General features: G+C 73.5%; 21 protein-coding genes. 10 read left to right on the top strand and 11 right to left on the bottom strand.

Annotated features, from left to right (window positions below; all coding sequences use genetic code 11):
• The 4 genes from ACFVUY_RS35285 to ACFVUY_RS35270 all read left to right on the top strand — a co-directional run bounded on the left by ACFVUY_RS35285 (position 1) and on the right by ACFVUY_RS35270 (position 4222).
• Entirely contained in the window at positions 1 to 1161 is a 1161-nt protein-coding gene (locus ACFVUY_RS35285; protein WP_387736341.1) for an ABC transporter permease, read from the top strand.
• The gene (locus tag ACFVUY_RS35280) at positions 1158 to 2423 is read left to right on the top strand and encodes an ABC transporter permease (protein ID WP_387736340.1); all 1266 of its coding nucleotides are present in this window, start codon (positions 1158 to 1160) and stop codon (positions 2421 to 2423) included. Before ACFVUY_RS35285 ends, ACFVUY_RS35280 begins: the two co-directional genes overlap by 4 nt.
• Positions 2420 to 2830, top strand: coding sequence for a cytidine deaminase (locus tag ACFVUY_RS35275; protein ID WP_387736339.1), 411 nt, complete (start codon positions 2420 to 2422; stop codon positions 2828 to 2830). The genes ACFVUY_RS35280 and ACFVUY_RS35275 overlap by 4 nt, the downstream gene beginning before the upstream one ends.
• A gap of 114 nt (positions 2831 to 2944) precedes the next feature.
• Positions 2945 to 4222 carry a thymidine phosphorylase gene (locus tag ACFVUY_RS35270; RefSeq protein WP_387736338.1) on the top strand — a complete coding sequence of 426 codons (1278 nt, stop codon included), beginning with the start codon at positions 2945 to 2947 and terminating at the stop codon, positions 4220 to 4222.
• A 60-nt stretch (positions 4223 to 4282) separates the two neighbouring features.
• On the opposite strand, the gene ACFVUY_RS35265 is transcribed toward ACFVUY_RS35270, so the two are convergent.
• The 3 genes from ACFVUY_RS35265 to ACFVUY_RS35255 are packed head-to-tail and all read right to left on the bottom strand — an operon-like array spanning position 4283 to position 6227.
• Positions 4283 to 4576 carry a hypothetical protein gene (locus ACFVUY_RS35265; protein WP_387693224.1) on the bottom strand — a complete coding sequence of 98 codons (294 nt, stop codon included), beginning with the start codon at positions 4574 to 4576 and terminating at the stop codon, positions 4283 to 4285.
• Positions 4563 to 4916 (bottom strand): AbrB/MazE/SpoVT family DNA-binding domain-containing protein, encoded by a 354-nt coding sequence (locus ACFVUY_RS35260; protein ID WP_387693226.1) that lies wholly within the window; start codon positions 4914 to 4916, stop codon positions 4563 to 4565. The genes ACFVUY_RS35265 and ACFVUY_RS35260 overlap by 14 nt, the downstream gene beginning before the upstream one ends.
• 9 nt (positions 4917 to 4925) lie before the next feature.
• Positions 4926 to 6227 (bottom strand): MFS transporter, encoded by a 1302-nt coding sequence (locus ACFVUY_RS35255; RefSeq protein WP_387736337.1) that lies wholly within the window; start codon positions 6225 to 6227, stop codon positions 4926 to 4928.
• Between the two features lie 92 nt (positions 6228 to 6319).
• Here ACFVUY_RS35255 and ACFVUY_RS35250 point away from each other — a divergent pair, with 92 nt between their 5' ends.
• The 3 genes from ACFVUY_RS35250 to ACFVUY_RS35240 all read left to right on the top strand — a co-directional run bounded on the left by ACFVUY_RS35250 (position 6320) and on the right by ACFVUY_RS35240 (position 9177).
• Positions 6320 to 7288 (top strand): LysR family transcriptional regulator, encoded by a 969-nt coding sequence (locus ACFVUY_RS35250; RefSeq protein WP_387736336.1) that lies wholly within the window; start codon positions 6320 to 6322, stop codon positions 7286 to 7288.
• Positions 7289 to 7418: 130 nt separating this feature from the next.
• A complete protein-coding gene (locus tag ACFVUY_RS35245; protein ID WP_387693233.1) occupies positions 7419 to 8576 on the top strand; it encodes an adenosine deaminase in 1158 nt (385 codons plus the stop codon).
• Positions 8577 to 8805: 229 nt separating this feature from the next.
• Positions 8806 to 9177, top strand: coding sequence for an ATP-binding protein (locus ACFVUY_RS35240; protein WP_359911518.1), 372 nt, complete (start codon positions 8806 to 8808; stop codon positions 9175 to 9177).
• Positions 9178 to 9237: 60 nt separating this feature from the next.
• Here ACFVUY_RS35240 and ACFVUY_RS35235 read toward each other — a convergent pair whose 3' ends face one another.
• On the bottom strand, positions 9238 to 9423 hold the full coding sequence (locus ACFVUY_RS35235; protein WP_387693235.1) for a PspC domain-containing protein: 186 nt from the start codon (positions 9421 to 9423) through the stop codon (positions 9238 to 9240).
• A 348-nt stretch (positions 9424 to 9771) separates the two neighbouring features.
• On the opposite strand from ACFVUY_RS35235, the gene ACFVUY_RS35230 reads away from it, so the two are divergent.
• Positions 9772 to 11163 carry a hypothetical protein gene (locus tag ACFVUY_RS35230; protein WP_387693237.1) on the top strand — a complete coding sequence of 464 codons (1392 nt, stop codon included), beginning with the start codon at positions 9772 to 9774 and terminating at the stop codon, positions 11161 to 11163.
• Between the two features lie 80 nt (positions 11164 to 11243).
• Here ACFVUY_RS35230 and ACFVUY_RS35225 read toward each other — a convergent pair whose 3' ends face one another.
• Entirely contained in the window at positions 11244 to 11843 is a 600-nt protein-coding gene (locus tag ACFVUY_RS35225; protein WP_387693239.1) for a hypothetical protein, read from the bottom strand.
• A gap of 148 nt (positions 11844 to 11991) precedes the next feature.
• Here ACFVUY_RS35225 and ACFVUY_RS35220 point away from each other — a divergent pair, with 148 nt between their 5' ends.
• The gene (locus ACFVUY_RS35220; protein WP_387736335.1) at positions 11992 to 12672 is read left to right on the top strand and encodes a PhzF family phenazine biosynthesis protein; all 681 of its coding nucleotides are present in this window, start codon (positions 11992 to 11994) and stop codon (positions 12670 to 12672) included.
• Here ACFVUY_RS35220 and ACFVUY_RS35215 read toward each other — a convergent pair.
• The 4 genes from ACFVUY_RS35215 to ACFVUY_RS35200 form a co-directional block, all read right to left on the bottom strand.
• Complete coding sequence (locus tag ACFVUY_RS35215) at positions 12642 to 13247, bottom strand: VanZ family protein (RefSeq protein WP_387736334.1); 606 nt, start codon at positions 13245 to 13247, stop codon at positions 12642 to 12644. The two genes, ACFVUY_RS35220 and ACFVUY_RS35215, sit on opposite strands and share 31 nt — an antisense overlap.
• Before the next feature lie 117 nt (positions 13248 to 13364).
• The gene (locus ACFVUY_RS35210; RefSeq protein WP_387693245.1) at positions 13365 to 13697 is read right to left on the bottom strand and encodes a hypothetical protein; all 333 of its coding nucleotides are present in this window, start codon (positions 13695 to 13697) and stop codon (positions 13365 to 13367) included.
• Positions 13694 to 15238: an ATP-binding protein gene (locus ACFVUY_RS35205; RefSeq protein WP_387693247.1), complete on the bottom strand. Its 1545-nt coding sequence runs from the start codon at positions 15236 to 15238 to the stop codon at positions 13694 to 13696. The genes ACFVUY_RS35210 and ACFVUY_RS35205 overlap by 4 nt, the downstream gene beginning before the upstream one ends.
• Before the next feature lie 60 nt (positions 15239 to 15298).
• On the bottom strand, positions 15299 to 15976 hold the full coding sequence (locus tag ACFVUY_RS35200; RefSeq protein WP_030257458.1) for a response regulator transcription factor: 678 nt from the start codon (positions 15974 to 15976) through the stop codon (positions 15299 to 15301).
• A gap of 278 nt (positions 15977 to 16254) precedes the next feature.
• Between ACFVUY_RS35200 and ACFVUY_RS35195 the strand changes: the two genes are divergently transcribed.
• Complete coding sequence (locus ACFVUY_RS35195) at positions 16255 to 17229, top strand: SigE family RNA polymerase sigma factor (RefSeq protein ID WP_387736333.1); 975 nt, start codon at positions 16255 to 16257, stop codon at positions 17227 to 17229.
• Between the two features lie 216 nt (positions 17230 to 17445).
• On the opposite strand, the gene ACFVUY_RS35190 is transcribed toward ACFVUY_RS35195, so the two are convergent.
• Both ACFVUY_RS35190 and ACFVUY_RS35185 read right to left on the bottom strand, forming a co-directional pair.
• The gene (locus ACFVUY_RS35190; protein WP_387693312.1) at positions 17446 to 18069 is read right to left on the bottom strand and encodes an ATP-binding protein; all 624 of its coding nucleotides are present in this window, start codon (positions 18067 to 18069) and stop codon (positions 17446 to 17448) included.
• A 62-nt stretch (positions 18070 to 18131) separates the two neighbouring features.
• Positions 18132 to 18539 (bottom strand): hypothetical protein, encoded by a 408-nt coding sequence (locus tag ACFVUY_RS35185; RefSeq protein WP_387693249.1) that lies wholly within the window; start codon positions 18537 to 18539, stop codon positions 18132 to 18134.
• Positions 18540 to 18657: the final 118 nt, after the last annotated feature.

The raw sequence follows: 18657 nt of genomic DNA, 5'->3' as shown, positions 1-18657 counted from the left end.
ATGACCAGTCCCAACCCCGCCGCCGCGAAGCCCGGCCTGGCCCAGCGGTTCAGCGGTGAGCGGATCGTGCTCGCGCTGGCGGCGCCGGTGCTCGCGGTCCTGCTCTCCATCGCGATCTGCTCCGTCCTGCTGGCGACTTCGGGCAAGAACCCGTTCGACGCCTGGAACGTGATGATCACGTACGCCGGCAAGTCGGACGGCCAGGTGAACATCCTCAACCGGACCACCACCTACTACCTGGCCGCCGCAGCCGCCGCGTTCGGGTTCCGGATGAACCTGTTCAACATCGGCGTCGAGGGCCAGTACAAGGTCGCGGCGCTGTTCGCGGCCTTCGTCGGCGCCAAGGTGGACCTGCCGGCCTTCATCCAGATCCCGCTGCTGCTGGCCACGGCCATGGTGGTCGGCGGTCTGTACGCGAGCATCGCCGGTCTGCTGAAGGTCTACCGCGGCGTCAGCGAGGTCATCTCGACCATCATGCTGAACTCGATCGCGACCGCGATCATCGGTCTGCTGCTCGTCCCCGGCATCTTCGCGCCGAAGACCAGCGGCACCACCAACTCGATCCAGACCGAGCGGATCTCGCAGTCCAGCCACTTCTTCTCGCTGGAGACGGCCGGCGGAACGCTCTGGGGCTTCATCTTCGTCGCCGCCCTGGTCGGAGTGGTCTTCCAGTTCGTGCTGACCCGCACCCGCTTCGGCTTCGACCTGCGCGCCACCGGCCGCTCGGAGTCCGCGGCGACCGCCTCCGGCGTGAACGTCAAGCGCATGGTGGTCGTCTCGATGGTGGTCTCCGGAGCCATCGCCGGTCTGATCGGCCTGCCGGAGCTGCTGCAGAACTCGTACTACTTCGGCCAGAGCTTCCAGCCCGGTCTGGGCTTCCTGGGCATCTCGATCGCCCTGCTCGGCCGGAACAGCCCGATCGGCATGGCCTTCGCGGCGCTGCTGTTCGCGTTCCTGGACGTCACCGGCTCGGTGCTGCCGCTCCAGGGCGGGTTCCCGTTCGAGATCGTCGACGTCATGAAGGGCACCATCGTCATCTGCGTCGTCGTCGCGTACGAGCTGGTGCGCCGCTACGGCCTGAAGCGTCAGCAGCAGAAGGTCGGCGCCCAGCTCGCCGCCCAGGCTGCCGCGAACAGTGAGAAGAAGGAGGTGTCCGCATGAGCACGGCAACGGCTGCCCGTCCGAAGGCGTCGGGCGCACCCGCGAAGAAGCGCAAGCTGTCCTGGCCGGTCGTCCTGCTCCTGATCGCGGGCGCCCTGGTGCTGTTCTCCGCCGTGGGCCTGGCCACCGGCAACCACTCGCTGACCTCCTCCGGGCAGGTCACCGCCGCGCTCGGCGCCGCCGTGCCGATCGGCATGGCCGGTCTGGGCGGTCTCTGGTCCGAGCGGGCCGGTGTGGTCAACATCGGTCTCGAAGGCATGATGGTCGCCGGCACCTTCTGCGGCGCCTGGGCGGGCTACCTGGTCAACCCGTGGGTCGGCCTGCTGGCCGGCATGCTGGGCGGGGCGGTCGGCGGCCTGCTGCACGCGGTCGTCACGGTCACCTTCGGCGTCGACCACATCGTCTCCGGTGTCGGCATCAACCTGCTGATCCCCGGCATCTGTGCGTACGTCAACCGGATCTACTACAAGGACTACGTCTCGGTCGGTGCCGGCCAGAACCAGTCCCCGCCGGCCGATCCGCTGCCGTACATCACCGTCCCGGGCCTGTCCTCCGGGCTGAAGAGCATCGAGAGCCACCACTGGTTCTTCGTCTCGGACGTCGCGGGCGTGCTCGGCGGCCTGGTCACCAACATTTCGGTGGTCGTGCTGCTGGCCGGCGCGCTGATCGTGGTCAGCTACTTCGCGCTCTGGCGCACGGTGTTCGGCCTGCGGCTGCGCTCCTGCGGCGAGAACCCCACCGCCGCCGAGTCGCTGGGCGTCAACGTCTACAAGTACAAGTACCTCGCGGTCATCGCCTCCGGTGCCTTCGCCGGCCTCGGCGGGGCGTACCTCTCGCTGGTCGCGGCGCACTTCTACAAGGACGGCCAGACCCTCGGCCGCGGCTTCATCGGCCTCGCCGCGATGATCTTCGGCAACTGGATGCCCGGCGGCCTCGCCATGGGCGCCGGCCTGTTCGGCTTCACCGACAGCCTCCAGCTGCGCGACCCGGAGTCGGTGCACGTGCTGATCCTGATCGTCGGCATCGCGATGATCCTGTTCGCGCTCTGGCAGCTGTACCGCCGCAAGTACACCGCGACGGTGGTCTCCTTCGTGGTGGCCGGCGGCCTGATCGCCTGGTACTCGCTGACCGACGAGGTGCAGCGCCCGCTGATCGTCGCCACGCCGTACGTGATCACCCTGGTGGTGCTCTCGCTGGCCTCGCAGCGACTGCGGATGCCCAAGGCGGACGGTCAGATCTACCGCAAGGGCCAGGGCAAGTGACCGCCTCCGCGCCCGCGGCGCCGCCCGCGATCGACTGGGAGCTGCTGCGCGCGGCGGCGCGCGAGGCCATGGGCCGCGCGTACGCGCCGTACAGCAGGTTCCCGGTCGGCGCGGCCGCCCTGGTGGACGACGGCAGGGTGGTCACCGGCTGCAACGTCGAGAACGCCTCGTACGGGCTCGGGCTGTGCGCCGAGTGCGGGCTGGTGTCCGCGCTGCACTCCTCCGGCGGCGGCCGGCTGGTCGCCTTCACCTGCGTGGACGGCGCCGGCGAACTGCTGATGCCGTGCGGGCGCTGCCGCCAACTGCTGTACGAGCACGGCGGTCCGGGGCTGCTGGTCGAGCTGGCCTCGGGCGTGAAGCCGATGAGCGAGGTCCTTCCCGACGCGTTCGGGCCGGAGCGGCTCTAAGGGCCCGGTTGGCCCTAGCCGCAGCAATTGTTACGCGCGTAGAGTGTCGCGAGTGGGCCGGAACCCGGTCATCTCGCGACACTCTTCGCTTTTGAAACCTCTCTTGGAGCACGCATGGACGCCATCTCCGTCATCAGGACCAAGCGCGATCGCGGAGAGCTGAGCGACGCTCAGATCGACTGGGTCATCGACGCCTACACCCGCGGTGAGGTCGCCGACGAGCAGATGTCCGCGCTGGCGATGGCGATCCTGCTGAACGGGATGAAGCCGCACGAGATCAGCCGCTGGACCGACGCCATGATCCGCTCCGGCGTCCGGATGGACTTCTCCTCGCTGCCGCTGCCCACCAGTGACAAGCACTCCACCGGCGGCGTCGGCGACAAGATCACCCTGCCGCTCGCCCCGCTGGTCGCCGCCTGCGGCGCCGCCGTTCCGCAGCTGTCCGGCCGCGGCCTCGGCCACACCGGCGGCACCCTGGACAAGCTGGAGTCCATCCCCGGCTGGCGCGCCCTGCTCTCCAACGAGGAGATGATGGACGTGCTGGGCTCCGCCGGCGCGGTGATCTGCGCGGCGGGCGACGGCCTCGCGCCGGCCGACAAGAAGCTGTACGCGCTGCGCGACGTCACCGGCACCGTCGAGGCCATCCCGCTGATCGCCTCCTCGATCATGTCGAAGAAGATCGCCGAGGGCACCGGCGCGCTGGTCCTGGACGTCAAGGTCGGCTCCGGCGCGTTCATGAAGAACCTGGACGACGCCCGCGAACTCGCCCGCACCATGGTCGGCCTGGGCACCACCGCCGGGGTCAACACCGTCGCGCTGCTCACCGACATGTCCACCCCGCTCGGCCTCACCGCGGGCAACGCGCTGGAGGTCCGGGAGTCCCTGGAGGTGCTCGCGGGCGGCGGCCCGGCCGACGTCGTCGAGCTGACCCTCGCGCTCGCCCGCGAGATGCTCGCCGCGGCCGGCGTGCAGGGCAAGGACCCGGCCGACGCGCTGCGCGACGGCTCCGCGATGGACCACTGGCGCCGCATGATCGCCGCCCAGGGCGGCGACGTCGACGCCCCGCTCCCGGTCGCCCGCGAGCAGCACATCATCCCGGCCCCCGCCTCCGGCGTCCTCACCACGCTGGACGCCTACGCGATCGGCGTCAGCGCCTGGCGCCTGGGCGCCGGCCGCGCCCGCAAGGAGGACCCGGTCCAGGCCGGCGCCGGCATCGAGATGCACGCCAAGCCCGGCGACACCGTGGTGGCCGGCCAGCCCCTGCTGACCCTGCACACCGACACCCCGGAGCGCTTCGACTACGCCGTCGAGGCCCTGGCCGGCGGCATCGAGGTCGCCCCGGCGGGCACCGCCTTCACCCCGAACCCGATCGTCCTCGACCGCATCGCCTGAGCGTGGTCGTGAACGGGCCGCCCACCGGTGCACCGGTGGGCGGCCCGGCGTTTTCCCCGATCAGGGGCGGCCGAAGATGTCATGGGTGCCGATCCGGCGCCAGACGATGTGCGGCTCGCCGTCCTGGACCGGGGTTCCGTAGCTGAAGGTCGCCCGGCCGTCCGGGGCCCAGGTCATCTCCCAGATGTCCGGATGGCCCTGCATCTTCTTCACCCGCAGGCCTCGGCGGAAGCCCTGTCCGGCTCGGAGGTCGGTGACGAACTGGGTCACCGCGACCAGGAACGCGGCCTTCTGCGCGGCGGTCAGGCCCTTCCAGTCGCGCAGGAAGTGAGCCAGTGACTCATACGTCGGCACGGCGCTTGATCTCCCCCAGGTCGAGACCGGCCTCGTCGGCGAGCGACTGGAGGAAGGCGTCCCCGTCCTGGAATACCTCGCCCCGCTCGCCCGCGGCGATCGCCTCGTCGACCTCCTGCTCCTTCTCCTGCCAGGAGCCGCTCCAGAACCACGCCTGGTCGTCCGGGATGACCGAGGCCGGGGTCAGCACGATGCGGCCGTCCTCCACCGCGACAACCAGTTGGTCGCCCTCCTGGAGGTCCAGCTGCTCTCTTATCTCCTGCGGAATGGTGACCACGCCCTTCTTCCGCACGGGAGTGGACACCAAGTGGGGGCGTCGGCGGCGCTTGAGGTCTGCCATGGGGAAAGTCTACCTGGCGGAAAGTCTGCCCAGCTGCCCCGTTCGGCGGGCCGCGTGGGCCCGGTGGGTGGCGTAGAGGGTGACGGCGGCGGCGAGGGTCATGGCGGCGAGCCCGACGGTGGCGGCGCCGGGCCAGCCGGTGGCGTGGTAGGCGTCGGCGCCGAGGGTGCCGCCGAGGCTGTTGCCGAGGTAGTAGGCGATCAGGTAGAGGGCGGAGGCCTGGGCGCGGCCCTCGGTGGCGGTGCGGCCGACCGAGGAGGAGGCGGTGGCGTGGCCGGCGAAGAAGCCGGCGGTGATCAGGACCAGGCCGAGCAGGGCGCAGACCAGGGACTCGGCGAGGGAGAGCAGCAGGCCGGCCGCGGTCACGCCGATGGAGACGTAGAGGGCGCCGCGCCGGCCGAGGCGGCCGGAGAGCCGGCCGGCGGCGGCGGAGGTGCCGGTGCCGACCAGGTAGACCACGAAGATCGAGGCGGCGATCGACTCCGGCAGGTGGAACGGCGCGGAGATCAGCCGGTAGCCGACGGTGTTGTAGACCGCGCCGAACACGGCCATGAACAGCATCCCGAGCGCGTACAGCCGCACCAGCAGCGGGTTGCGCAGATGCCGTCCGACGGTCCGGGCGAGCGCGCGGGCGTCCACCGGGGCGGGGGTGAAGTGCCGGGCCGCGGGGATCAGCAGCCGGAAGGCGAGTGTGGCGAGCAGGGCGAGGACGGCGGAGGCGGCGAGGCCCCAGCGCCAGCCGAGTCCGGCGGCGGTCCAGCCGGAGAGCAGCCGGCCGCCCATTCCGCCGATGCTGTTGCCGGCCACGTACAGGCCCATCGCGGAGGGCAGCGCGCTGGGGTGGACCTCCTCGGCGAGGTAGGCCATGGCGGTGGCGGGGAGCCCGGCGAGGGCGGCGCCCTGGAGGACCCGCAGGGTGACGAGGGCGGTGAGGTCCGGCGCGAAGGGCAGGGCGAGCGCGAGGGCGGAGGCGGCGAGGGTGGAGGCCGTCATCACCGCGGTGCGGCCGTACTTGTCGGAGAGCGCGCTGGCCGGGAGCAGCCCGAGGGCGAGGCCGAGGGTGGCGGCGGAGGCCGTCCAGCTGGCCTGGCCGGGGGTGAGGTCGAGATCGGCCGAGAGGATCGGCAGCAGGCCCTGGGTGGAGTAGAGCAGGACGAAGGTCGCGACCCCGGCGGCGAACAGGGCGAGGTTGGCGCGGCGGAAGCCGCGCTGGCCGGGGCGGTGGCGGTCGTCCGCGGTGGCGGCGGAGGAGGGGGCGGTGGCGGGGGCATCCGGGGTGGTCACGGATGCCCCGGTATCGGCGGGCTGCATGTCGTCGACCGTAGGCCTGGCGCCGTTGATGCGTCCAATGCATGAAGTGTGGATGATCGATGCACTGGCGTATGAGTCGAGGTGGTGGCGCGATGTCCGGTCCGGAGTCGGCGGACGGCGGCGAGCAGCGGTACCGGGTGGCCGAGTTGGGACCGCGGGAGCCGGCGGTGCTGCTGGCGCCCCGGCTGGCCCGGTTCGCGGCGGTGGCCCGGCTGGAGCACGTGACCCGGGCGGCCGCGCTGCTCGGGGTGCCGCAGCCGACGCTGTCGCGCTCGGTGGCCCGGCTGGAGGAGGAGCTGGGGGTGGACCTGCTGGCCCGTCAGGGCCGTACGGTGCAGCTGACCCGGGCGGGCCGGCTGCTGCTGGCCTCGGTGGAGCGGGCGCTGGCCGAGGTCGAGCGCGGTGCGGCGGCGGCCCGGGCGGAGGCGGACCCGGAGGCGGGCCTGGTGGCCTTCGGTTTCCTGCACACGATGGGGCCGGACGCGGTGCCGGCGCTGCTGCGCGGCTTCCGCGCGGCGCACCCGCGGGTGCGGTTCCAGCTGGTGCAGGACTACGGCGCGGCGATGCTGGAGCGGCTGCGGGCCGGGGAGCTGGACCTCTGTCTGGTCGCGCCGCTGCCGGAGGACCCGGCGTTCGCCGCCCGCCCGCTGGACGAGCAGCGGTTGCACCTGGTCGTCCCGGCGGACCACCGGCTGGCCGGGCGGCGGCGGATCCGGCTGGCGGAGGTGGCCGAGGAGCCGTTCGTCGGGCTGGAGCAGGGGTACGGGCTGCGCGCGATCACGGACGGCTTCTGCGCGCAGGCCGGGTTCGTCCCCCGGCTGGCGTTCGAGGGGGAGGAGACGGAGACGCTGCGCGGGCTGGTGGCGGCCGGGCTGGGGGTGGCGCTGCTGCCGCCGGCCCTGGTGCCGCGGCCGGGGGTGGTGGAGCTGGAGGTGACGGCGCCGCGCACCCGCCGGGCGATCGGGCTGGCCTGGGCGGCGGGGCGGCCGCTGGCCCCGCCGGCGCGGACCTTCCGGGACTTCGTGCTGTCCCGGCGGGGGCGGCTGCTGCAGCACGACTGACGCCCGCTCGGCGGCGGTCCGGAGTTTTGGCGGATCGTATGGACCGGGCGGTGGAATTCCGCGTGGAGTTTGGACCATCCGGTGGTGTTCGCGGTGGTCGGTCTACGCGCGTAGGGGCTATATTTCCGCAATGGAACAGCAGATCCCCGTCACCACCGCGGGCACCGGCCCGCGCATCCCCACCGCCGACCAGATCCGCCGCGCGCCGAAGGTCCTCCTGCACGACCACCTGGACGGCGGGCTGCGCCCGGAGACCGTGGTCGAGCTGGCCGCCGCCTGCGGCTACCAGGGCCTGCCCACCACCGACGCCAAGGAGCTCGGCGAGTGGTTCCGCGAGGCCGCCGACTCCGGCTCGCTGGTCCGCTACCTGGAGACCTTCGCGCACACCTGCGCCGTGATGCAGACCCGTGAGGCGCTGATCAAGGTCGCCGCGGACTGCGCCGAGGACCTGGCCGCCGACGGCGTCGTGTACGCCGAGGTCCGCTACGCCCCCGAGCAGCACCTGGAGGCCGGGCTGAGCCTCGACGAGGTCGTCGAGGCCGTCCAGGAGGGCTTCCGCCTCGGCGAGGCCAACGCCCGCGCAGCCGGCCACCGGATCCGCATCGGCACCCTGATCACCGCGATGCGGCACGCCGCCCGCTCGCAGGAGATCGCCGAACTGGCCAACCGCCACCGGGACTCGGGCGTCGTCGGCTTCGACATCGCCGGTGCCGAGGCCGGCTACCCGCCCACCCGCCACCAGGCCGCCTTCGACTACCTCAAGGGCGAGAACAACCACTTCACCATCCACGCGGGCGAGGCCTTCGGCCTGCCGTCGATCTGGGAGGCCCTGCAGTGCTGCGGCGCCGACCGGCTCGGCCACGGTGTGCGGATCGTCGACGACATCACGGTCGGCGAGGACGGCACGGTCGAGCTCGGCCGGCTGGCCGCGTACGTGCGCGACAAGCGCATCCCGCTGGAGATGTGCCCGACCTCCAACATCCAGACCGGCGCCGCGGCCTCGTACGCCGAGCACCCGATCGGGCTGCTCAGCCGGCTGAAGTTCCGGGTCACCGTGAACACCGACAACCGGCTGATGAGCGGCACCAGCATGAGCCGGGAGTTCGGCCACGTGGTGGAGGCCTTCGGCTACACCCTGGGCGACCTGGAGTGGTTCACCGTGAACGCGATGAAGTCCGCGTTCCTGCCGTTCGACGAGCGGCTGGCGATGATCAGCGACGTGATCAAGCCGGGCTACGCCGAGCTGAAGTCGGAGTGGCTGTTCAGCGTGGGCGCCGGCGGCAACTGAGCCGCCGGGGCGGTGCGCCGGGCCCGCCGGGTCGGATGAACGCCGTGCTCCCGCACGAGAGTTGGCGTTCATCCGACTACTCACTCGGGTGAGTGAATGCCCTTTGGTTCCCGGGTGACCGGCTCACTACGGTGTGCCCGTCATTGCCGATACGGCTCGGCGGCGGTCGCCCGTCCGTCGGTCCCGTACGTGAAGTCGGCCACCGACGAGGACCCAAAGGGGACCCACCATGAAGCAGGCTCTCAAGGCCGCGGGCACCGCGGCGCTCGGCATCGCCATCGCGGCGGTCGGCGCCGGTACCGCCTCCGCGGCCGACGGCCAGGCGGCCGGCGGCCTCGGGCTGCCCACCGGCGCGCTGACGAACCCGGCGGTGACCGGTGCGGTCACCGACACCGCCGCCAAGCTGCCCGCCACCGGCAAGGTGACCGAGACGCTGGGCACCCTCGCCCCGAGCGTGGGCAAGGCCGTCCCGGCCGGGGAGACCCCGCTGGCCGGCGTCACCCAGCAGCGTGCCGCCCTCCCGACCGTCCCGGGCCTGGACAAGACCCCGATCGGCGCGCTGACCAGCACCCTGCCGGCCCTCCCCGGCCTGACCGGCTGAAGTCCGGGGCGCGCCCGACCGGCACGCCCCGGCCCACGGCACGGCGACGGGCCGCCGGGCTCACGGCTCCTGGGGGAGCAGCAGCCAGAGGGCCAGGTAGAGGAGGAACTGGGGGCCGGGCAGCAGGCAGGAGAGCAGGAAGATCAGCCGGACGGTCCACGGGGTCAGGCCGAAGCGTTCGGCGATCCCGGCGCAGACGCCGGCGATGACGCGGTTGTGGCGGGGGCGGGCGAGGCGCGCGGTCATGGTCGTCTCCGTGTGGTGGCGGCCCGGTCCGGCCGGTCCGGCGGGCTGCTTCCATACTCCGTCGCCGGCGGCCCCCGGTCCTCCGTCCGGCAGGTGATTCTCCGCCCCGAAGGGTCACCGGGTAGGTGTAGCCGGACGTCGGGGTCGGCCTCAGGGTGACCCCGAGGGCCGAGGGCCGGAACGTGCGCCCGGGCCCGTCCGAAGGGGCCGGGCCGGCTCGGTAGGATGCTGCCGATCGCAGTCGGCCGGGGGGCGGACGAGAAGCCCGACTTCGTTGTGGAACGACCTCTCGCGCAAGCGATTTCACGTCCTGATGGGTTCTGTCCCGCATTCTCTCGTGAGGTTGAATTGCGCATTCGGCATCGCAGATTCCTGACCGCGACCGCCGCCGTCACGCTGGCCTCCGGCCTGGCCGCCGTCGAGGGTCCGGCCGTCCTCGCCGCGCCGCAGGCCGTCGCGGTGGTCCCGGGCACCCGGACCCGTCCCTCGCCGGTCACGATCACTTTCGGGGGCCTTCCCGGCACCGTCACGGCGGGTGGCGCGGCGGTGGAGTTCACCGCGACGCTCCGGAACACCGCGGACCACCGGCTGGACGTCCCGTCCTCGTTCTTCGGCCTCGCGGACACCGGTGCCGGTGCCGGTGCCGGGCAGGGCCACTTCAGGCTGGAGTACCGGTCGCCCGGCGCCGCCCAGTGGCAGGATGCCGGGGTGAACGCCGCGGGCACCGGCGCCCGCTGGGCGCTCGACCAGCCCGCCGTGCTGTCGCTGGCGGCCGGCGCCGAGGCCGTCTACCGGCTGCGGCTCACCGTCACCGCCGACGCCCCTGCCGGGCGGGTGACGCCGGGCTTCGACGCCGTGGTCTCGGACCCGGCCCTGCCGCCGGAGCAGCGCACCACCGGTGCGGAGAGCGGCCACCCGGACCTGGTCGTCGCCCCGGCGGCGGCGCCGACCCCCGTGCCGACCACGGCGCCGGCCACCCCGGCGGCCACCGTGGAGGTCGGGTTCGAGGGCGTGCCCACCTCGTTCACGGTGGGCGGGGAGGCGAAGCCGTTCACGCTGGTCCTCACCAACCGGAGCGGCCGGGACCTGCGGGTCGTGCCCGCGGCCGTGTTCCAGGGGGCGGCCGAACTCCCTTCGAGCACCGTCAAGTTCGAGTTCCGTGCCGCCGACGGGCAGTGGCGGGAGGCCACCTCGGCCGACAGCCCGGGGCACCCGGCCTGGCTGTGCCTCGGGCTGCGGACCGGGGACCGGAACGCCGACGTCATCGCGCTGGCGAAGGGCGGGAGCCGCACCGTCGAGGTCCGGCTGGCCTTCACCAGGGACGCGCCGATCCTGTTCGAGTCCCTGGTCGCCGTCGCGGACACCCTGCCGGAGCCGGGCGAGAGCGCGGCCGAGGCGGTCGGCGCCGCGGCCGACTTCATCACCGTGTCCGCGACGGGTCCCACCGCCAGGGCCGCTCCGGCGTTCCAGGACCCCGACCCGGGCCCGGAGGCGGCGGAGCCGTCCGCCGCCCCGGTCGTCCCGGCGGCGGCCCCTCCGATGGCGCCGAGCCCGGCGGCGGGCGGCCCGCGGGCGGTGGCCGCCCCGGCCGCCGACACCCGGCTGGCCTCCACCGGTGGCGGCACGGCCGCGGAGCCGATGGCGATCACCGGGGTGACCGCGATCGCCATGGGCGTCGGCACCCTGGTGGTGGCGCGGCGCCGCAACCGGGTGCGGGGCGGTGCCGGGAACCGGCCCTGACGTGCCTGAAGGCCCGTCCGCCCCCGCTGTCGCGCGGGGACGGACGGGCCTTCAGGTGTGCGTACGAGCCGGTGGTGCGGTCAGCCGACCGGGTTCTGCGGCGGCTGCGGCTGCGCGTACGGGTTGTCCGCCACCGGCTGCGGGGGGACGCCCGGCTGGTACGGCGCGCCGCCCTGCGGCGGTGCGGGCGGAGCGGCCTGCGGCGCGACCGGGGGAACCGGGGCGCCGGCCTGCGGCGGGACGGGCGCGCCCGGCTGCTGGGCGTACGGGGCCTGCGGGGCGTTCGGGTTGAACGGGGCCTGCGGGGCGTTGGGGTTGAACGGCGCGTTCGGGTTGAAGGCCCCCTGCGGCGCGTTGGGGTTGAACGCGGCGGCCGCCTGGGCGGCCTGCTGCTGCTTGGCGTTGCCGCGTTCGACGAGCGACTTCACCGAGGCGACGATCATGCCGACCGGCAGGATGAACACCTTGAAGAAGATGTAGTACGTGCCGCCCTCGAAGACGAACGCCAGGTAATAGGCGTACCCGAGGAAGCCGAGGCCGAGGACGACGTTGAGGACGCGCAGGCCGGCCTTCAGCCCGCCGGCGGCGGCCCCGAGGGCCACCATGATGACGCCGCTGAGCGCCAGCAGTACGACGTACCAGGAGAAGAGCGGTTCGGCGCTGAAGTCCAGATTGTTCAAAGCGGTTTCCTGGGGAAGGGAAGAAGAAAAACGGCAGGCGCCGTTCGGGGACGAGAGCGCACAGTACTAAAGGCGGCCGACATTCGTCGCCGCCTTTGTGTCACGGTGTCATTGCGCTGTGCCGCAGCGGCAGTCGACGAGGTGGGAAATGACAGATTTTGAGGTGCTGCGGGTCTTTTGCGGGCCGGACGGCGGGCACGGCAACGCGCTCGGCGTGGTGCGCGACGGCGCCGCCGTTCCGGGGCGTGCGGAGCGGCAGCGGATCGCCCGCGAACTGGGCTTCAGCGAGACGGTGTTCGTCGACGACCCGGAGCGCGGGGAGATCGACATCTACACCCCGTCGGTGCGCCTGCCGTTCGCCGGCCACCCGTGCGTGGGCGCGGCCTGGCTGCTCGGGGTGGACCGGCTGGTCACGGCCGCCGGCGAGGTGGCGGTGCGGCGCGCGGACGGGCTGACCCGGATCGCGGCCCGGCCGGAGTGGGCCCCGGGGCGCACGCTGCGGCAGTACGGTTCGGCGGCCGAGGTGGAGGCGCTGGAGGTGCCGCCGCCGGGGGAGTGGGTCTACGCCTGGGCCTGGCAGGACGAGGCGGCCGGCACCGTACGGGCCCGGGCCTTCCCCGGGCGGGGAGACGGGATCGACGAGGACGAGGCGACGGGAGCGGCCGCCCTGCTGCTGGCCGCGAGTCTGGGGCGGGCGCTGACCGTCACCCAGGGCCGGGGCTCGCAGCTGCTGGCCGGACCGTGCCCGGGCGGGCTGGTGGAGGTCGGCGGCCGGGTGGTCCGGGCCCCGGGGCCGGCTCAGCGGGCGGGCGGCGTCGGTTCGGCGTAGGCGCGCCGGCGGGCGGTGGGGGCGACGGCCGTGACCGGGGTGACGGCCACCGGCGGCACGGAGAGCACCGTCATCCGGGGCGCCCGCGGCCGCCGGTCCCGCAGCAGGTGCCGCAGACCGGGGACGAGCGCGAGGTGGGCGACGGCCACGCCGGCCACGGCGAGCAGGATGTGGTCCACGTTGAGGACGTGCCCGGGTGCCCAGGACGAGAGGAACTCCAGCGCGGTCGCCAGCAGCGCGGAGACGCCGGTGGTGCGCAGGAAGGAGGGCAGCCAGGGGGCCCGGAGCCGGCCGCCGGCCAGCGGCAGCAGGACCCCGAGCGGGGCCAGCAGCAGGAGTTCGCCGACCACCTGCCAGCCGCTGGAGGAGCGGAGCGAGGCGAGCGGCGTCAGGTTGGCGTCGTACACCCAGGCCACCGGCAGTGGTCTCAGCACCAGCCAGAGCGCCAGTGCAAGGTGGCCGGCGAGACCCGCCAGCCCGGCCAACCGGAGGGGACGGTGGACGGCCGCCGCCGGGCTGCTCTTCGTCCCCGCGCCGGAACGCTCGTCGCGTGTCCTGGTGCCATCTCGCTGCACGGGGGGAAGGACGTGGGTCGACGGCACGTCGGTTCCACACCCGGCGTGAACATTCCCAAACGCGCCCCCCGAGTCCCGTCCGCTCCCTCCTCCCCGGCGGGAATTGGCAGACACGCCCTAACGGCAGGGCGAGGTCGTCGGCACCGCGCCGAACACGTTGTCCGGCGGCGGGCTGCCCGGCGTCACCGGGGTGGGCGACGGGCTCGGACTCACGGCCGCCTTGGTGCCACGGGTCGGGGTCACGGTCGGGGCCGGTCCCGGCGGGGTGGCCAGGGCCGCCGGTATGTGCGGCGTGGTCGGGCAGGCCGTCCGGCTGGCGGGCGCGCCGGCGTCGACCGGCACGGCGGTCGGCCGGATGCCGCAGCCGGAGGCCAGCGCGAGCAGCAGCAGCACGCCGGCGCCGCGGCGCAGGGCGGTGCGGGGGACGGCGGTGTCGGTGGGGGCGGTCACGTGGTGTCCTTGTCCTCGGCGGCGTCGCCGGCGGGGCCGTCCTCGGTCCCGCCCGCTGACGGCGGAGGCGGCGGGGCCAGCGGCAGGGTCAGGGTGAACACCGCGCCGACCTCCCCGTTCGCCGCCGTGATCGTTCCCCCGTGTATCTGCGCGTTGGCCATCGCGATCGACAGCCCGAGGCCGCTGCCCTCCGAGCGCGCCCGCCCGCGGTCCGCCTTGTAGAAGCGGTCGAAGACGTGCGGCAGCACGTCCTCCGGGATGCCCGGACCGCTGTCGGAGACCTCGACCACGACCGACTCCCCGTCCTGCCGGACCCCGACCCGCACCGGCGAGCCGCCGTGCTTCAGCGCGTTGCCGATGAGATTGGCGAAGACCACGTCGAGCCGGCGCGGGTCGACCACGGCCAGGATGCCGCGCGGGGCGTCCAGTTCGACCGCGTCGTACCAGGCCCGCCCGTCGATGCAGGACATGATCAGGTCGGCGATGTCCACCTCGTCGGCGACCAGTCTGGCGGTACCGGCGTCGAAGCGGGTCACCTCCATGAGGTTCTCCACCAGGTCGGACAGCCGCCGGGTCTCGCTGACCACGAGCCGGACGGCCGGCTCGATCATCGGGTCCAGCGACTCGGCCTCGTCCTCCAGGATGTCGGTCACGGCGGTCATCGCGGTCAGCGGGGTGCGCAGCTCGTGCGACATGTCGGCGACGAACCGCCGGCTCTGCGCCTCGCGCGCGCTCAGCTCCTCGACCTGCTCGTGCAGCGACTCCGCGGCCCGGTTGAAGGTCCGTGCCAGGTCGGCGAGTTCGTCCGAGCCCTCGACCTCCAGCCGGGTGTCCAGGTGCCCCTCGCCGAGCCTGCGGGCGGCGTCCCCGAGCCGCTTGACCGGCCGCAGCACGGTCGCCGAGGCGGCCTGGGCGAGCAGCGCCGAGCCGATCAGCGCGAGCAGCGTGGCGATGGCCAGCGACCAGCCCAGCGTGTTGAGGTCGGCCCGCTCGTTCTCCAGCGACTTGAACATGTACGCCGTCGGGCCGTTCGGCACCACCTTGGTGCCGCCGATCACGAACGGCCGGCCCTCCAGGTTCTGCCGCTGCCAGTACAGGTGGTACGGGTACGGGTTGTTCTCGGTGATCTCGCGCGGCTTGGCGACGGTGGACTGCAGCGCCGCCGGGACGTCCGCGAGCGTGAAGTTCGCGGGGTCGGAGGAGGCCGTGCACTCCGGGTGCGCCGCGTCGACCACCACCACGTCGTACGTCAGCCCGGAGCTGGCCACGTTGGACGCCAGCGCGGCCAGTTCCGGGCAGCTCGCGTTCAGCGGCAGCTCGGAGACGTTGCGGGTGAGCGAGACCCGGAAGTCGTTCAGCGCGGTGTCCTGGGCGCGCTTGAGCACCGCGTCGCGGTTCAGCCAGTACGCGATACCGGAGGCCGAGACGGCGGCGAGCAGCGCGACGGCCGCGAACACCGCGATCAGCCGCACCCGCAGGGAGCGCAGCCGACGCCACCGGCCCGTCGGGAACCGCCGGGCAGTCGTCTGATGGTCAGTCACAAGAGCCTGTCGTGGTACGGGAGTTCAGGGGCGGGTGGGGCTGGTCGGAGGTGTTCGGGGTCAGGCCGGCGGGTCCAGCCGGTAGCCCACCCCGCGGACGGTGCGGATCAGCGTCGGCGCGGACGGCACGTCCTCGACCTTGGCCCGCAGCCGCTGCACGCACGCGTCCACCAGGCGGGAGTCGCCGAGGTAGTCGTGCTCCCAGACCAGCCGCAGCAGCTGCTGGCGGGAGAGCGCCTGGCCGGGGCGGCGGCTGAGCTCCAGCAGCAGCCGCAGCTCGGTCGGGGTGAGCTGGAGGTCCTGTCCGTCCTTGGTGACGGTCATCGCCGCGCGGTCGATCACCACGCTGCCGTAGGCGGAGGAGTCCGAGCTCTCCCGTTCGCCGCGCCGCAGCACCGCCCGGATCCGGGCGTCCAGCACGCGTGGCTGCACCGGCTTCACGACGTAGTCGTCCGCGCCGGACTCCAGGCCCACCACCACGTCGATGTCGTCCGAGCGCGCGGTGAGCAGGATGATCGGCAGCTGGTCGGTGCGGCGGATCCGGCGGCACACCTCGAAGCCGTCGATCCCGGGCAGCATCACGTCCAGAACGATCAGGTCGGGCCGCTGCTCCTTGAAGAGCCTCAGGCCGTCCTCGCCGGAGGCGGCGGTGGCCACGCGGTGGCCCTGGCGGGTGAGAGCGAGTTCGAGGCCGGTCCGGATGGCGTCGTCGTCCTCGATCAGAAGGAGGAAAGGCACGGCCCCATTTTGGCCCACCGGCCGCGCCGAATCACCCCCCGGACCACCCACCGTCCCTCCGGGAACCGGAACGGACGCCACCGGCGTCCGGTACGGAGGGAGGCGGTCCGGGATGTTCGGCCCCCTCCTGTGACACCCCTGTGACAGTCGGCGGACAGCGCCATCACAACCGGCGGGCAGGATTTTCCATGTCGCCGCAGGACAGCGGGCCGCAAGGCCGGCTGAAGGGCGGCTACCGGAACCGCTCGTACCGACCCAGGGGGCGCACGATGAACGCCATGCTTCAGACCCGGACCAACCCGGCTGTCCGCACCGCGCGTTCGTCAGCCACGTCCCACCGGACCCGGTACGAGGTCAGGACCGACGAGAACTCCGGTGCCGTGACCGTGCGGGGGTGCGCGCACAGCACCGGTGGAAACCCTGGCGCCCGTCGGGTGAGCGGCGGCGGCAGGACGGGGGAGCTGTACGGGATCGGCCGTCTGGGGAGTTCGGCCGACTCCGCCAACACCCTCACGCTGCGGGGGATCCTCCCCGTCCGCGTCGAGGGCAAGGACGTCCCGGGGGGTAACCGGGGGACCGGGGGGAACGGTCTGCGGACGGTCGGTTCGGGGGAGCCGACCGGTCGTGAGGCCGCCGGTGCGACGCTGCTGCGGCTGAACCCCGCCGCGGCCCGCACCACCGAGGCGGGACAGGGAGGCGCGCAGGGGGAGCACCCGGCCGTCGCGGAGGACCACATCACGGAGTTCACCGCGTACGTGCGCGAGCGCCGCGCCTCCCTGTACGCCACGGCCTACCACCTGACCGGTGACCGCTACGAGGCCGAGGACCTGCTGCAGAGCGCGCTCTTCAGCACCTACCGGGCCTGGGGCCGGATCACCGACAAGGCCGCGGTCGGCGGGTACCTCCGCCGCACCATGACCAACCTGCACATCTCCGCCTGGCGGCGCCGCAAGGTCAACGAGTACCCGACCGAGGAGCTGCCGGAGACGGCCGGCGACACCGACGCGATGGGCGGCACCGAGCTGCGCACCGTGCTCTGGCAGGCGCTGGCGAAGCTGCCGGAGAACCAGCGCACCATGCTGGTGCTGCGGTACTACGAGGGCAAGACCGACCCGGAGATCGCCGACGTGCTGGGGATCAGCGTCGGCACGGTCAAGAGCAGCATCTGGCGCGCCCTGCGCCGGCTGCGCGAGGACGAGCACCTGAACAAGTCGGGCGACACCGTCCGGGCGTTCGGCGAGCTGGTCGCGTAACGAGGACTCCCGTCGGGGGACGGGAAGCGGACGGTCACGGTCCGGGGGCAGCGGCTCGGGGGAGCACGCCCGTGGGGGAGCCGAGGACCGTTCGGGGAAGGCGAAGGGCCCGGTGCGGGGGAGACGCACCGGGCCCTTCGTCATGTCCTGGGTGTCACGGCCCCGCGGCGCGGTCCGGTCCGGGCCGGGCCGGGGCGCGGGATCCGGCCCCGGGGCTCAGGCCGCGGAGAGCTCGGTGCTCCGGGCCGCGGCGCGGATCCGCCGCTCGGCCTCCGGGCCGGCGCACGCGTACGAGCCGAGCGCGACCTGCCGCCCGACGATGGACCGCTCGGCCCGCATCAGCCGCAGGCCGCGGCGCAGCAGCACCGGCAGCGACTTGCGGCCCTCCCGGACGTCCCGGCGCAGCCGGCGCCAGGCCGTGGTGAGCGCGCCGTTGCGCAGGCACAGGGCGTCGCCCAGCAGGCCCTGGTCGGCGCACTCGGCGGTGATCTCGGCGGCGAATATGCCCTCCGCGATGAACGCGCCCGCCCCGCCCAGATCCAGGCCGCGGGTGCCGATCCGGCCGTTGTCCGGGATCGAGTACACGGGGACGTCCGTGCGCCCGTGCTCGTGCAGGGCGCGGATCGCGGCGACGGCCCGGTCGCGGTGCCAGGCCAGCGGGGAGTCCCAGTCGACGGCGCCGTCCGGCAGCCGCGGCAGGGTCGGGTCGTCCCCGTCCTTGTAGAAGTCGTCGAGCTGGAGCACCGGCAGGCCGCTGCGCTCGGCCAGCGAGGACTTCCCCGACCCGGAGGGCCCGGAGAGCAGGATCACCCGGGCATGCCCGGTCGGTGCGGGGTTCATGGGGGAGTCACTCACGGGACACCAGTCTGACGCATCCCGGCCGGTTGCCGAAACCGGTCGGCTCAGACCTTCTGACGCGGCTTCGGGCCGGCCAGGGCGGACCGGACCATCGGCAGGCAGCGGCTGTCCACCTGGAGGTACACCGGCTCCCCGCCGCCGGGCGGCCGGTATGCGGTGGCGGCCCAGTCCTGGTCGTGCCAGGTGTCGGGCTCGGGTTCGTGGAAGGTGCCCCCGACGGGCAGTTCGAGCGGGTCGGCGCCGCGCGCGCGGAAGCACGCGGTGGCGGCTCCGGGGGTGATCCCCAGCGTCCCGTTGACGTAGCCGGGCCGTCGGCCGGGCCGGTCGGAGCGGGCCGAGCAGGGCAGCCGCACCGCCTTCCCGGCGGCCAGCCGGCGGCGGGCCCGGGCCACCCGCCACCGGCGCAGCACGCCGTCCGTGACGAGTGCCATCAGCTCGCCCAGTTCTTCCATCGCGCCCCCTCGGCCGGTTCCGTCCCGACGATCATGGCCCGGGCGCGTACGGACCGGGAGCCCCGAAAGTCGGCCCGGGCGGCGACGAAAGTCGCGGGAACGCCGACGGACCCGCGCC

Source organism: Kitasatospora sp. NPDC058063, assembly GCF_042885395.1.
GTDB classification, from domain to species: Bacteria; Actinomycetota; Actinomycetes; order Streptomycetales; family Streptomycetaceae; genus Kitasatospora; species Kitasatospora lactacystinica.
The sequence above is the reverse complement of the archived record's forward strand: the minus strand, read 5'-3'. Positions and strand labels throughout refer to the sequence as shown.